The sequence below is a fragment of the Nocardia niigatensis NBRC 100131 genome (assembly GCF_000308655.1).
GTDB classification, from domain to species: Bacteria; Actinomycetota; Actinomycetes; order Mycobacteriales; family Mycobacteriaceae; genus Nocardia; species Nocardia niigatensis.
The window spans coordinates 1-14273 of the sequence record NZ_BAGC01000010.1 but is presented as its reverse complement, the minus strand read 5'-3'; the positions used below and the strand labels follow the sequence as shown (position 1 = coordinate 14273).

12 protein-coding genes are annotated in these 14273 nt (G+C 69.0%); 8 read left to right on the top strand and 4 right to left on the bottom strand.

Annotation, left to right across the window (positions count from 1 at the left end):
- Positions 1-12: 12 nt before the first annotated feature.
- Positions 13-1590: an ArnT family glycosyltransferase gene (locus ON33_RS04925; RefSeq protein WP_040855669.1), complete on the bottom strand. Its 1578-nt coding sequence runs from the start codon at positions 1588-1590 to the stop codon at positions 13-15.
- A 243-nt stretch (positions 1591-1833) separates the two neighbouring features.
- Here ON33_RS04925 and ON33_RS04920 point away from each other — a divergent pair, with 243 nt between their 5' ends.
- From ON33_RS04920 to ON33_RS04905, 4 genes are all read left to right on the top strand, one after another.
- Positions 1834-2598 carry an alpha/beta fold hydrolase gene (locus ON33_RS04920; protein WP_040855667.1) on the top strand — a complete coding sequence of 255 codons (765 nt, stop codon included), beginning with the start codon at positions 1834-1836 and terminating at the stop codon, positions 2596-2598.
- A gap of 24 nt (positions 2599-2622) precedes the next feature.
- The gene (locus tag ON33_RS04915; protein WP_040855666.1) at positions 2623-3183 is read left to right on the top strand and encodes a YdeI/OmpD-associated family protein; all 561 of its coding nucleotides are present in this window, start codon (positions 2623-2625) and stop codon (positions 3181-3183) included.
- A complete protein-coding gene (locus ON33_RS04910) occupies positions 3180-4106 on the top strand; it encodes a ferredoxin family protein (protein WP_040855664.1) in 927 nt (308 codons plus the stop codon). Before ON33_RS04915 ends, ON33_RS04910 begins: the two co-directional genes overlap by 4 nt.
- Before the next feature lie 404 nt (positions 4107-4510).
- Positions 4511-5641 (top strand): serine/threonine-protein kinase, encoded by a 1131-nt coding sequence (locus ON33_RS04905; RefSeq protein ID WP_373281015.1) that lies wholly within the window; start codon positions 4511-4513, stop codon positions 5639-5641.
- Between the two features lie 143 nt (positions 5642-5784).
- Here ON33_RS04905 and ON33_RS04900 read toward each other — a convergent pair whose 3' ends face one another.
- A complete protein-coding gene (locus ON33_RS04900) occupies positions 5785-6426 on the bottom strand; it encodes a response regulator (protein WP_040855660.1) in 642 nt (213 codons plus the stop codon).
- 55 nt (positions 6427-6481) lie between these two features.
- Entirely contained in the window at positions 6482-7780 is a 1299-nt protein-coding gene (locus ON33_RS04895; RefSeq protein ID WP_051151649.1) for an ATP-binding protein, read from the bottom strand.
- A 664-nt stretch (positions 7781-8444) separates the two neighbouring features.
- Here ON33_RS04895 and ON33_RS04890 point away from each other — a divergent pair.
- The 3 genes from ON33_RS04890 (at position 8445) to ON33_RS04875 (ending at position 11221) form a co-directional block, all read left to right on the top strand.
- The gene (locus ON33_RS04890) at positions 8445-9092 is read left to right on the top strand and encodes an MspA family porin (protein ID WP_040855658.1); all 648 of its coding nucleotides are present in this window, start codon (positions 8445-8447) and stop codon (positions 9090-9092) included.
- Positions 9093-9204: 112 nt separating this feature from the next.
- Positions 9205-11022: a PspC domain-containing protein gene (locus ON33_RS37940; protein WP_085996676.1), complete on the top strand. Its 1818-nt coding sequence runs from the start codon at positions 9205-9207 to the stop codon at positions 11020-11022.
- Positions 11015-11221, top strand: coding sequence for a hypothetical protein (locus ON33_RS04875; RefSeq protein WP_040855656.1), 207 nt, complete (start codon positions 11015-11017; stop codon positions 11219-11221). The genes ON33_RS37940 and ON33_RS04875 overlap by 8 nt, the downstream gene beginning before the upstream one ends.
- A gap of 175 nt (positions 11222-11396) precedes the next feature.
- On the opposite strand, the gene guaA is transcribed toward ON33_RS04875, so the two are convergent.
- On the bottom strand, positions 11397-12962 hold the full coding sequence (gene guaA, locus ON33_RS04870) for a glutamine-hydrolyzing GMP synthase (RefSeq protein ID WP_040855654.1): 1566 nt from the start codon (positions 12960-12962) through the stop codon (positions 11397-11399).
- Positions 12963-13465: 503 nt separating this feature from the next.
- Here guaA and ON33_RS04865 point away from each other — a divergent pair.
- Positions 13466-14273, top strand: an 808-nt coding sequence (locus ON33_RS04865; RefSeq protein ID WP_157184415.1) for an alpha/beta fold hydrolase, incomplete at its 3' end; no start/stop codon positions are given.

Here is a 14273-nt window from a genome sequence, read left to right as displayed (position 1 = left end):
CGGCTGTGCCGCTCAAATACCCAGCGACAGGCGCAGATCCATCATGGTGGGCCAGAGTTCGGTCCAGGGGTGCACGGGTCCGCGGCAGACCATGATGGCGACATCGGTGTTGACGCCCGGGAATCCGTTCGGGATGTCCAGGTGCCCCACGACCGTCACCTGGCCGAACTGCCGTTGCAGCGTTTGCTCGGCGCTGTCGAGCCCGACGTAGAGGATGGAACCGGTGTCCGAGGGCGGCGGCCCGAAGTAGCCGAAGCCGCGGTTGGGGCTGTAGACGGGCGGCAGGTCGTAGTCGCGGCCGAAGTTCTGGATCGCGGCGGCCTGCCAATAGTTCTGAGCGACGATCGCTTTCGGGCGCTCGGCCTCCGGGAGCTGCTGGTAGACGTCGGCGACCTTCGCGGTCAGATCCGACCAGCCCGAGGAGCCGAAGATGCTGGTCCGCATCGCGAAGTCGGCCTGGGTCCGGATGGCGCCGTGCACCCGGGAGGGCGGCTGCGGCAGGGTGACCAGCAGCGTGGCGATGATGGCCAGCGACAGCACTACGATCGGCGGCGCGATGATGCGCAGCAGCCGGCCGCCGCGGTCGTTCACCGAGTAGGGCAGCGAGGCCGCGCCGATGCCGAAGAGCACCGGCAGGAATCCCGCTGTGTAGTAAGGACGTCCGTGCCCGACGAGCACGACGAGCACCAGCAGCGCCGAGGCGACGAGCATGAACATGTAGGGCCGCAGCCACCGCTGCCGGGCCAGGCACCAGAAGGCCCAGGCGGCGAGCAACCCACCGAGCAGACCGGTCAGTCCGATCATCTGCGGCATGCACGCGAGCGGTCCGCCACCCGCCGCGTCCTGTTCGGCGCCGATCACCTTGCTCATGGCCAGCGCCGGCCAGCTGTGCGTGTTCTGCCACCACAGGCCGGGGACCGCGGAGAGCGCGAAGATCGCCGCGCCCTGCCACAGCGCGGGCCGCCACAGCAGCTGCCGCGGTCCCGCGACGAGTACGCCCGCGCCCAGGCAGAGCAGGATCGTCGGGATGAACCATTTGACCTGGAGGTCGATGGCCGCGACGACGCCGAGCGCGATGAGCAGCCGGTCGTCGCGGGTGCGGATCCAGCGGATCAGCAACCAGATGATGGCGGCCTGCAGGGTGGCGTCGAAGGAGAAGGTGCTCAGCTGGACGGCCTGGGTCGCGGCGAGTGGCGAAACCCCGTAGGCGGCCGCCGCGACCAATTGCGCGGTGCGCGAGCCACCCAGCTCGTAGGCGACCGCGGCGCTGATCACCACCGCGGCCGCGGTCATGAGGACCGCCGGCAATCGCAGCACGGGCGCCGACCCGGGCGCCACGGCGTCGGCGAGGTGGGCCATCAGCGGTATCAGCACGCCCTGGTCGGCGTAGGTGACGCTGCGGTGGGCGCCCGCTGCGACGAAATACAGCTCGTCGCCGAAGAAGTCGTAGCGCAGCGTGGGGATGGCGAGGAAGGCCCCGCTGAGCGCGGCTAGGAGCAGGACCCACGCCGTGGCGAAGGTGGGCCGCGGCGGGCTCGGTTCCTGAAGATCCTGGAGATCGACCGCGGGGGCGGCAGCATTGAGAACCATTTTTCCCCGACAGAAAAAGCTATTAGCGAATCGGCAATGACGCTACCGTCACGGTTGACCGATTATCGACAATGTGAAAGTGATCTATTTCACATATTGTAGCAAGCCGACATCGCGCCAGGATGCGCTGGGTTTCGCCATCATTCGCCATTGGAATGAATCGGCAACCGAGTCGGTAATTCGATATGGCGCTGCGCACAAACTGCGGCCTCACCCGGACCGCGATCCGTACTCTGGACCATCGTGGAGTCAGCCGTCACCCGGGTCGAGTTCGATGACGTCGCGATCGCCTATCGGGATTCCGGGGCGACGGGCGGCCATCTCCACAGCGATACCCCCGTGATGCTGGTGCACGGCATGGGCGGAGACGGCCACACCTGGGATCGATTCGCCACCCAGCTCGTGCGGCGCGGACGCCGCGTGATCATTCCCGACCTGCGCGGCCACGGCCGCAGCGCGCACACCGCGTCCTACCGGTTCCCCGAGTTCGGGGCGGATATCCTGCGGCTCTGCGACCGGCTCGGACTGGAAACGGTGGACCTGGTCGGGCACTCGCTCGGCGGATACGCGATCTCGTGGCTGGCGATGGAACGTCCGGAACTGGTGCGGCGCTTGGTGATCGAGGAACAACCACTGCCGCTGCGCTCCGGTGACGAGCAACTGCGATTGACGCGGCGGCTGCCGTCGATCCCGGAACTCTGGCATGCCACCACCAGCCTCATCCGGCATCCGCGCGCGGTGCTGGCCTTCGATCGATCCATGACCGGGGTGGCGCTAGAGCAGTTCCGCAAGCCGTATCCGGAATGGTGGGAGGGGCTGTCCGGCATCACCGCGCCCACCCTGTTCCTGCGCGGCGGGCCCGGCGGCATGGTGGACCCGGACAAGCTCGCGCAGGTGTCGGCGAGCGTGCCCGATTGCACCGTCCGCGTCTTCGGTTGTGGGCACAGCATCCATCGCGACCGGTATCACCGGTTCGAGGCCGAAGTGCTCCCCTTCCTGGGGCACTGAGCTGCCGGAATCTACAGTTGAACGGTGTCCGCATCCGAGCGTCCCACGCTGTGGTTTCCCGACGAGCAGTCGTTCCGGGACTGGCTGTCGGCCAATCACGCGTCGGTGGACGGCATTTGGCTGAAGTTCGCGAAGAAGAGCTCCGGCTACGCCTCGCTCGACTATGACGGCGCGCTGCGGCAGGCGCTGTGTTTCGGCTGGGTCGACGGGCAGTCCAGGAATCTCGATGAGGACTTCGTCGTCATGGGATTCACCCCACGGCGGCCGCGCAGCCAGTGGTCGGAGCGCAGCGTCGACCTGGCGGGCGAGCTGATCGCGGCCGGGCTCATGCACCCCGCCGGGCAGGCCGAGGTGGATCGGGCCAAAGCGGACGGACGCTGGGACAACGCGGTCGGCCGGGATCTGCCGGAGGACTTCCTGGCGGCGCTGGCCCGGTATCCCGAGGCGGCTGCCTTCTTCGAGACGCTGCCCACGCAGTCGCGTATCGCGGTCGGCTACCACCTGGGCAGCGCGGTGCGGCCGGAGGCCCGGGCGCGGCGGCTGGCGCAGGTCATTCGGAAGCTGATCGACGGGAAGCCACTGTGAGCGGGTTCGAGGGATTGTCGTGTTCGGCTGCGGCGCTGGAGGTTCCGCTACCCGGAAGCGCGACCCGCAGCACCGGCTGGCTGTGCGTCGAGCAGCCCGGCGCGTGGGGCCGCGACGTGATCGGAGACGAGGTGCTCGGACCCGACATCACGCCGGAACTGGGAGCGCGCACCAAGGCGGCCCACGTCCGGCCCACCCTCATCCGGCGGCCCGGGCGCCATGGGTTCACCGGCCTGCGAACGGTTCTGCTGGCCAGTTCACGGCCCGAGGGCTCCTGGTGCGAGCGCCTCGAGATCGGCGATCCGCGCGAGCTGCTGGACCTGGACCTGCGCCTGCTCAACGGCCCGGCCCCGGGAATCGGTGCGGCCGTGACGGATCCACTGGTCCTGGTCTGCGCGCACGGCAAACGCGACCGGTGCTGCGCCCTGCTGGGCCGTCCCATCGCCGCGAGCCTGTCCGCCGCCCACCCCGATCGGGTCTGGGAGTGCTCCCACACCGGTGGCCACCGCTTCGCCCCCGCCGTCATCGTCCTGCCCACCGGCCTCACTTACGGTCGCCTCGACGAGGATTCGGCCCATGCCATGCTCGCCGCCGCCGACAAGGGCGAGGTCTCGCTCACCGGCCTGCGCGGCCGCAGCTGCTACACCCCGGTCGAACAGGTCGCGGAAGTCGCGATCCGACGGCGCATCGCGGACACCGCCGCGGGCCTCGACGACCTCACCGTCGAACCGGCCCCGGATGGCACCGAATACGCCACCGATCCGGCCACTTTCGCGGGCGCGGCCCGGGTCACCCATCGGGACGGCCGCCGCTGGCTGGTCACCGCCCGCACCGTCGCCTATCCGCCCCGGCAGGCCAGTTGCGGCGCGGCGCCCAAGCTCGCCACCACGGTCGTGGCCGACCAGATCGAACAATTGCCCTGATGGCCTCGCGGTGAAATACCGCTGGGAATTCGAATTCGCCCAGTGGCGACCGGGATGTTCATTTTTCGACCGGTCGCGGCAGTCACAATGCGATAGCCCCGAAAATTAGGGGCAGGCGCCATCGCGGGCCATTGTGATAAAGAATACGGCCGCACCGAAGATAGTTCGGGAGACGGGACCGACAGCACCGGGAGTGCCGGCGCCGGCCGCCTCGACGGACCGGTTCGTCCGGAAAGCTCTACGCCCGCAAGATTGTCCCCACCCCTTCCGCACTGCCACGGCGAAGCGAAACGCGCTGTGTCCGTATGGGTCTGGAAGGAATTTCCAGGTCCACCCCTGGATGACCAGCAAACCCCAGGTTTCGAACCAGGCCAGTCAGGATGGTTTTCCGCTACCCTGCACCCGTGACCGAACGCGCCCGTCCCATTGTCGGCCCCGACTATCTGGTGGCCGGCCGCTACCGCCTGCAGTCGAAGCTGGGCGGTGGTGGCATGGGCGCCGTATGGCTGGCGACCGATCGGCTGCTGCACCGCGATGTCGCCATCAAGCAGGTCCTCACCACGCAGGGGCTCAGCGAGGAAGAGGCGCAGGAGGTTCGCAGCCGCATCATGCACGAGGGGCGGGTGGCGGCCAAGCTGTCGCACGAGCACGCCATCGCCGTGTACGACGTGGTGCTGGAGGCCGGCGAGCCCTGGCTGGTGATGGAGTACCTGCCGTCGCGCAGTGTGGCCAAAGCCCTTGCGCTGGTGAACGAACTGTCCCCGATCGAGGTGGCGCAGATCGGCGCGCAGGTGGCCGACGCGCTGGCGACCGCGCACTCGGCGGGCATCGTGCACCGCGACATCAAGCCCGGCAATATCCTGGTCGCCGATCGCGGCGACGAGGTCGGCAAGGTCAAGCTCAGCGACTTCGGCATCTCCAGCGGCGCCAACGACGCCACCGAGGAGATCGGTGATGTCATCACCGGCACCCCGGCCTACCTGCCGCCGGAGGTCGCGCGCGGCGCCCGGCCCACCACCGCCAGCGACGTATTCTCGCTCGGCGCAACGCTGTACACCGCCATCGAGGGGCAGCCGCCCTACGGTTTCGACGAGGACAGCAATGTCATCGTGGAACGCGCCGCCATGGCCCAGATCGTGCCGCCCTCCCGCAGCGGCCCGCTGACCGAGGTGCTGCTGCACATGATGGAGCCGGCCCCGCAGCGCCGCCCCACCATGACCGAGGCGCGCAACGAAATCCTCACCGCCGCCTTCGGTCCCGGCACCGCGCCCTACATTCTGGGCGCGCCGGTCCGCACCGAGGACGGCACGATTCCGGCCTGGGCGGCCCGCAACTCCGCGGCCGGGCTGCGTAGCCCGCACTCCACCCCGCTCCCCCGTCCGCAGCGGCAGCCGGCGGCGGCTCCGGCTGCCCCGCAACCCAAGCCGAAGGGCTTCGACTTCAGCGCCCTGGGCCCGAACGCGGGACCGCTCGCGGTGGCGATCGGCCTGCTCATCGGCCTGCTGATCATCATTGTGATCTTGGTCGTGCTGTAGCCGCCTCCCCCGCGACCTCAGCGCAGGGCTCAGGTGCCGTTAACAGTCGTGCACGCGTGCCGGCGGTCGAGTGCCGAACCGATTTTCGGGCGTACCGACGAGCTACCGTCGACGCACGAAATCAGTTGTCGCCTTGGGTAATTTCAATCGATACGACGCCGGTGCGCCCAGCGGGTGAGGGCGTTCCGGTTCGACTGCTGGGTCTTGCGCAGTACGTTCGACGCGTGCGTCTCGACCGTCTTCACCGAGATGAACAGGGTCTCGGCGATCTCACGGTAGGTGTAGCCACGGGCCAGCAGGCGCAGGACTTCCAGCTCGCGCGGGGTCAGTGAGTCCAGTTCCGGATCCAGCGGGGGCTCGGGCACGGGCGACTTGCCGGTGAAGGAGTCCAGCACGAATCCGGCCAGCCGCGGCGAGAACACCGCGTCGCCGCCGGAGACCCGGCGGATCCCGTCGGCCAGCTCCGGGCCCGAGATGGTCTTGGTGACATATCCGCGCGCGCCCGCCCGGATCACCGCGATCACGTCTTCGGCGGCATCGGAAACGCTGAGCGCCAGGCACACCGGCCCCGGGTCGATGCCCTGCAGCACCGCGACGCCGCCACCGTCGGGCATGTGCACGTCGAGCAGCACCACGTCCGGCGCGGTCGTCTTGATCCCGGCGATGGCCTCGGCCACCCCGCCCGCCTCGCCGACGACCTCCATATCGGATTCGCGGCTCAGTTCCGCCCGCACCCCCGACCGGAACACGGCATGGTCGTCGACCAGAAAGACCCGGACGCTCACCTACATCTCCTCACCTGACACCGAACCCTGCCCCATCGGTACCACATTCCGCGGCTCACAGCTGGGCGGCGTCTTCCGGGGTGTCGGTCTGCACCACCAGCCGCTCGTCGCCACCGTCCTTGCGCGGCATGTAGATTCGAACCTCGGTGCCGTTGCCGGGGGCGGACTTGATCTCCACGCGCCCGCCGCGGCGTTCGATGCGGGCGTGGATGGATTTGGCGACGCCCTGCCGGTCCTTCGAGACCGTGTCCGGGTCGAAGCCCTTGCCACGGTCGCGCACGAAGACGCTCACCTGATGCGGTTCCACCTCGGCGTACAGGTCGATGGTCGGGACTCCGGCGTGCTTGGCGGCATTGACCAGCGCCTCCCGGGTGGCCCCGAGCAGCGCGGTGAAATGCTCCTTGGGCAGCCCGATTCCGCTGTCGTCGAGGTCCATGGACACGTCGCCCACGGTGACCGGGGTGACCTTCACGCCGTGCTGGTCCTCCACCTCGCCGGCGATGGTGCGCAGCGCGGCGGCCAGACTGGACTGCGCCGGCCCGGTGTCCTCGAAAAGCCACTTCCGCAGCTCGCGTTCCTGACTGCGGGCCAGCCGCACGACTTCCTGCGGGTCGTCGGCCTGCCGCTGGATCAGGGCCAGGGTCTGCAGCACGGAATCGTGTAGATGCGAGGCGATCTCCTCGCGTTCGTCATTGCGGATCCGCGCCGAGCGTTCGGCATTGAGGGCGCGCATCATGCGCAGCCACAGCGGCACGGTCAGCAGCCCTGCCCCGACCAGGGTCACGGCCACCGCCAGCAGCGCCGACCCCAGCGAACTGAGATTGATCCGCCCCAGCACCACCACACCCAGCCCGACCACGATCAGCGTGGCCCCGCCGACGATCCGCGCCCAGGTGACCACCGACGGTTTGGCGGGCAGCCCGATGACGGATCTCGGCCCGTCCGCGTCGAATTCGCGCCACACCAGCGCCGCGCCGACCGCCACCACGATGATGGGCCCCACCACATGCGCGGCCGTCCCGTTGAACACCCAGGCGGTCGAGACCGCCAACGCCATACCGAGCAGCGCCAATCCGATGGCCTGCCGCCGCTCCGACCCGGTCGGCGGAGCCGCGTCACCACCCGCGGGCGTGAAGATCCACAGCATCCCGTAGGCGACGATCCCCGCCCCGGCCAGCGCGGACAGCAGCACGAACCCTATCCGCACCTTGAACACGTCGATGCCGAGGTGATCGGCGAGCCCGCCCGCCACCCCGCCCACGATGCGCCCACCGGTACGCCGCACCAGCTTGGGCTGGGTCACGGGTGTGACCGCCCCGCGGGCAGGGTCGTACAGGGGCGCGGACGGGTACATGCCTTCGATACTGGCATGGGCCACCAACCCCCGGCATCCGGAAACACCCCGATTCGATCCCTGATGCGGCCCGCCGCCACGGCGAATGACGTGTGCCGGGCCGTGTGAATCGGCCACCGTGTTCCACCGGCCGATTTCGCCCGCAAGCTATTGACTGGCGACCCTTTCGGCGAGACACTTGACTTCACACCAGAACACCAGGGCGCGTCATAGTGTCGGACGAGACGTCGAAAGACACGGGTGATACAGCTCGAGGATCTGGCCAGGCCCCCGGCAAGCCAGTTGGATGAAGAGTATTTCAGCGACGACTGAGACTCGGAATTCAATGGAGACTACCGGGGACTGATCTATTTCAGGGGCATTTCAGCCGGTCAGGCAGGCATTTCAAGCCGCACCCCGCGACCCGCATCGGCCGCGTGCGTTCCGTGCCCGGCACCACTGGCCTACAGTCCGGACGGATCGCCCAACTCCCGTACCACCCACCCTGCTGATCGGCCCTTGACCTCAATATTGGTTGAGAATCAATCTGGTCTCGCCTACCGCCCCCACCGATCCCCACAGCCGACTCCCAGGAAACCCGCAGTGACCGTGGAGTTTCGGCGCTGATCATCGACAGCGGCCCGCGCTGCGTGCCGCAGATTTGGGCAGGATCGCGGGGAGAACAATGCAGGGCGCACGGGTACTGACGGCTGTCACCGCGGCCGTCGGGACGGCAATGGTCATCACAGCACAGGCGAGCGCAGCGTACGCGCCGCACGAGAAAACCTATTCGACGGCAAGCGGATTCACGTTCACCGTCGGGCAGCGCGACCTGGACGTCAGGTCCGTCGCACCATTGAACGGGATGCCGACGAATCGAGAAGTGTTCCTGGACAGCACTTCCTACGGGACCGTGCCGGCCGGCGGCAGCGGGCATCTGAAGACCGGGTACTACGTGGCCTGCCAGGCCGATATCGACGCCAAGCTGCATCTGGACCCGGAACTGGACCTCAATCCAGCCGTCACCGCCAACGCCGGACTCGACACCTCGCTCGGCCCGCACGCCGGCGTCGACCTGAGCGTCGGGCCCACGGTCACCGGCGGCATCGGCGTCGACGTCTCCATCGCCCCGGGCAAGATCGCCGACGTGGTCGCCGGGGAGAAAGACCTGCGAGGCGACGGCGGCACCGGGACCCTCCTGATCCAGGACTTCCACCTCATGGTCGGCGGCTGCGGCGGACCGCTCACGATCCGGCCCTACACGCTCCTCAGCGCCGACTCCGGACCCGACGGCGGCAGCGGCGCGGTCTACGGCGACCCCATCACCCTCTAGGGTCGCGCCCGCCCATCGCCGCCGGTCGGACCCGGACCCGGCCGAAGTTCAGGTACCCATTCAGGGTGATCCCCGATGCGCCCGGACCGCGCCCAACAGCACGATGGAAGCCATGACGAGAACGAGCGACTGGTCCAAGAGCGCCGGGCGTACCGGCTTCTCCGATCAGCTTCACGACCTGTGGCAGACCCGGCCCATGCGCTTCCCGAAGGACGGACCCATCGCGGGCGTCGCCGTCGGCTTCGGCCGCCGCTACAACGTGGACCCCGTCCTGGTGCGGGTGGCGTTCGTGGTGTCGGCGCTGTTCGGCGGGGCAGGCATCGTGCTCTACCTGCTCGGCTGGCTGCTGCTGCCGCAGGCGGGCGACCAGTCCTCCGCAGCGGAATCGCTGTTCGGGCGCGGCCAGTCCTCGCAGAACTCGTCCAGGACCATCGTGCTCATGGTGGCGTTGGGGATCGCCGTGAGCACGATGGGACCCGTCGGAGTCGGGCTCGGCGGGTCCGGCGTCATCAGCTTCGCGCTCATGCTGGCCGGCTGGTGGCTGCTCTACCAGCGCCAACCCCAGCCGCCCGCAGCCTATTTCGAGCAGACGGCCGCCGACAGCCTCCTCAACACCGGCTACCCGGGTACCACCAACCCGTACTGGACCGGCTACCCGGGCACCAATGCCGTCACCTTCCAGACCTACGGGCCATACACCACCCTGCCCGACCATTACGAGCCCGACCCGAACCAGCCGCCCGCACCGGAATCAGCTTCCGCGCAGTCCATGTCGCAGCCCGGCACGGAGCAGCCGGCCCCGGCCGGCGACGCCGGCACAGCGGTACTTCGCACCAACCCGTCCGACGCGGACACGGCCGTCCTGCGCCCGGAATCATCTACCCCGCAGCATGTTTCGGACGTAGAGGTCACCGAGGTGCTCGACACCCGCTACGCTCCGGCATCTTCGGTCGCCGACACGGTGGTGATGCACAAGTCCGGATCTCCGTCGGGCCCAGCCACTTCGGAGCAGTCGATCGACGCCGTCCCGGATCAGGACGCACTCGCCGGGAACAAGGCCACACCGGTCGACATGCGCAAACCCGGCATCCCGACCACGGCCGCGCCGATGCCCGCCGCATCGCCGGGCATCGGGGACGCCGAGGGAGACGGGACGGCCCCCGAAACCGGCGAACCCCGTACGCTGCACCGCATTCCGTCGGCCTCCGACAGCCCGCGCACCGCCTTCGGGCCCGCACCGATCTCCCCCGACTTCGGCCCCACCCCGCCCGGCTGGGACCCGCTCGGCGTGGCCCCGCTGGCCTGGGAACTCCCCGAACCGCGCATGCCGATCCAGCGGGCTTTCGTCGAGGCTCCCCCGCGCCGACCCCGCTCCCGGCTGACCGCGGTCACCATCGGCCTCGCCATCCTGGCCGCCGCCGCGGCGGGTTCCGTCGCCGCCTCGGGGGTGGACTGGATGACCCCCGCCCGGATCGGCGCCGCCGCCCTCGCGGTGATCGCGCTCGGCCTGATCATCGGTGCGTTCCTGCGCCGCGGCCACGGTCTCATGGTGCTGCTCGCCCCGCTCGCCGGATTCGTCATCCTGGCCTCACTGGTCGGCCCCATCGAGTTCGACCAGGGCGCCATGGGCGACCACAAGTGGACCGCCGCAACGGCTTCCGAGCTGCTGCCCGTGTACCACGTCTCCATGGGCTCCGGCACCCTCGACCTGACCAAGCTGCAGCTGACCGAGGACCGCGACGTCGCGCTCGAGGTGCGCATGGGCGACGCCCGGGTGGTGTTGCCGCCGAACCTGCGGGTCAACACGACCTGCACTGTCCGCATGGGTGATTCGAACTGCCTGAGCGGAATGTCCGGCCCGGCAACGGGTCCCGTCCTGAACCTGACCGTCGACGTGCAGATGGGAAATGCGGAGGTGAACCGTGGCTGAGAACCAGAACAAGAACCGTCGCCCCTCGTTCGGGCTGCTGCTGGCCGGCCTGCTCGGCCTGGGAGTGAGCATCTGGGCCTTCGTCGGCCCGCACTCCTGGCCCGTCTCCGGCGGCCTGTCCCTCGGCTGGATCGTCGTGATCGCCGCCATTGTCGTCGGCATCGTCCTGGTTCTCACCCCGAGGAAGAACCGCGACTGACGAGCCGACCGCGCTGCCCCTTCCCCTCGCCGGGGTAGCGCACTCTCCTTCTGGGAACTGCCCTTCCGAGAAGGCTCCCCCGCCTCCCCGTATCAGTTGTCACACTGGGAGACGAGAGAATCAAGATGGCCCGCACCAGCCAGGTGCGGGCCATCTCGGCGTCAACGGGAAATTCTCACTCCCACTCGATGGTCCCCGGCGGCTTGCTCGTCACGTCGAGCACCACGCGGTTGACCTCCGCCACCTCATTGGTGATGCGGGTCGAGATGCGCTCCAGCACCTCGTAGGGCAGGCGGGTCCAGTCGGCCGTCATGGCGTCCTCGGACGAGACCGGGCGCAGCACGATCGGGTGACCGTAGGTGCGGCCGTCGCCCTGCACGCCGACGCTGCGAACATCGGCCAGCAGCACCACCGGGCACTGCCAGATGGACTTGTCCAGACCGGCGGCCGTAAGCTCCTCGCGCGCAATGGCATCCGCCTGACGCAGCAGCTCCAGCCGGTCGTGGGTCACCTCGCCGATGATGCGGATGGCCAGACCCGGACCCGGGAACGGCTGGCGGGCAACGATTTCCTCCGGCAGGCCCAGTTCCCGGCCGACCGCGCGCACCTCGTCCTTGAACAGCAGCCGCAGCGGCTCGACGAGCGCGAACTCCAGATCGTCGGGCAGACCGCCGACATTGTGGTGGCTCTTGATGTTCGCCGTGCCAGCACCGCCGCCGGACTCGACCACATCCGGGTACAGGGTGCCCTGCACCAGGAACTCGACCTTGGTCTCGCCCTGCTCGCCGACCACCTCGGAGACCGCGTCCTCGAACGACCGGATGAACTCCCGGCCGATGATCTTGCGCTTCTCCTCCGGATCGGTGACGCCCTTCAGCTCACCCAGGAACTTGTCCACCGCGTCCACGGTGACCAGCTTGGCGCCGGTGGCGGCGACGAAATCGCGCTGCACCTGCTCGCGCTCACCAGCACGCAGCAGACCGTGGTCGACGAACACACAGGTGAGGCGATCACCGATGGCCCGCTGCACCAGCGCCGCCGCGACCGCGGAATCCACGCCGCCGGACAGACCGCAGATCGCGTGCCCGTCACCGACCTGCTCGCGCACCTGGCCGACCAGCGCCTCGGCGATATTGGCCGGCGTCCACGCGCCCGGAATCCCGGCGATCTCGTGCAGGAACCGGCTCAGCACCTGCTGGCCGTGCGGCGAGTGCAGCACCTCCGGGTGGTACTGCACACCCGCGAGCTTGCGCGACCGATCCTCGAAGGCGGCGACCGGCGCGCCCGCCGACGTCGCGGTCACCTCGAACCCGGCCGGGGCGTCGGTGACGGCGTCGCCGTGGCTCATCCACACCGGCTGCCGGGTCGGCAGGCCGCCGTGCAGGATGCCGCCGTCCACGCTCAGCTCGGTGCGCCCGTACTCGCGAGTCCCGGTGTGCGCCACCGTTCCGCCGAGCGCCTGCGCCATGGCCTGGAATCCGTAGCAGATACCGAAGACCGGCAGCTCCAGATCGAACAGCCGCGCGTCCAGCTGCGGTGCGCCCTCGGCGTACACGCTGCTCGGCCCGCCGGAGAGAATCACCGCGAGGGGCTTCTTCTCCGCGATCTCCTCCACGGTGATCGTGTGCGGAACCACTTCGGAATACACACTCGCTTCGCGCACCCGGCGCGCGATCAGCTGCGCGTACTGCGCGCCGAAGTCGACGACAAGGACTGGTCGCTGGGTTTCTGCCACCGCCACAGTCTAGTGAGCGATACAGGACACAGTTCCGCCTCCCCGCACCTTCAGCGGACAGCCGAGTGCCGTAAGGCTATCCGCACCCGTGCCGGCGGTTGGGAGCCGAACCGATTTCGGAGGTACCCGGCGAGTTACCCCTGGCGGCACGAAATCAGCCGGCGCCTGTCGATCGCTTTGGACCGCCACCCCGGGCCGAGCGGACCGCGGCCTCGGAAGCGGTAACCGCACGGCCCGGAAGTGGTGGCAACGGGACGGTATGCGCGGCACCCACGTCGCCGATAGGGACTTCCGGCCCATACCTCACATTCCCCGGCAAGTCGCGACGCGTGTCGCGGCGAAATCCGCGGTGCCGCACCGTAGTCCCGCGCACCGTCCGGCGGTAGAGCCCTCCGCCTCCGTATCCCGGGGAATTCCGGCCCGGCCGCACGGGGTCCAGCGGCACCCGGTGGGGCGCTCGAACAGGAAAGCTCGCCAGTTTGTCACCGCTGCTGGCTATCCTCTACCTCGTGCCATTCGCCCGTGCGATCGACGCCGAGATCCACTACGAAGACAGCGGGGGCGAAGGTCCGGTAGTGCTGTTGGGGCACGAATTCCTCATGGACCGAACGATGTTCGCGTCGCAACAGGCGGCGCTGACACCCGAGTTCCGAATCGTGACCTGGGACGCGCGCGGGCACGGCCGCACCCGTGACGAGGGGCTGCCGTTCACGTACTGGACCTCCGCCCGGGACGCGCTGACCGTACTGGATCTCCTGGGCGCGGAACGTGCCGTGGTGGGCGGGATTTCGCAGGGCGGCTTCATCGCCCTGCGCACCGCGCTGCTCGCCCCCGACCGCGTCGCCGCCCTCGTCCTGCTCTCCAGTGAGGCGCACGAACCCACCGCGACCGAACTCGCCAATGCCCGTAGGTTTCTCGATAAATGGTACGAGGACGGTCCCCGCCCCGCCCTCGCCGAATACCTGGCCCGCTGGCTCATCGGCGACGACGACTGGTACCGCGCCGTGTGGGTGAAACGCTGGCTGGCCCGCGACCCCAATGCCACCGAGGTGGCCGCCGGCGCCCTGCTGGGCCGCGACTCGGTGCTGGACCGACTACCCGAAATCACCTGCCCCACATTGGTCATCCATCCCACCCACTCCGGCGTCCCCCGCTCGCATGCCCGCGAGCTCGCCGACCGCCTCCCCAATGCCCACTACCTCGAAATCGAGGGCGCCCGCCAAACGGTGAACATGACCCACCCGGTGGCCGTCAACACCGCGCTCCGAGAGTTCCTGCGCGGCATACCCGCCACTCCGGCAAACCCCGGATACGGCT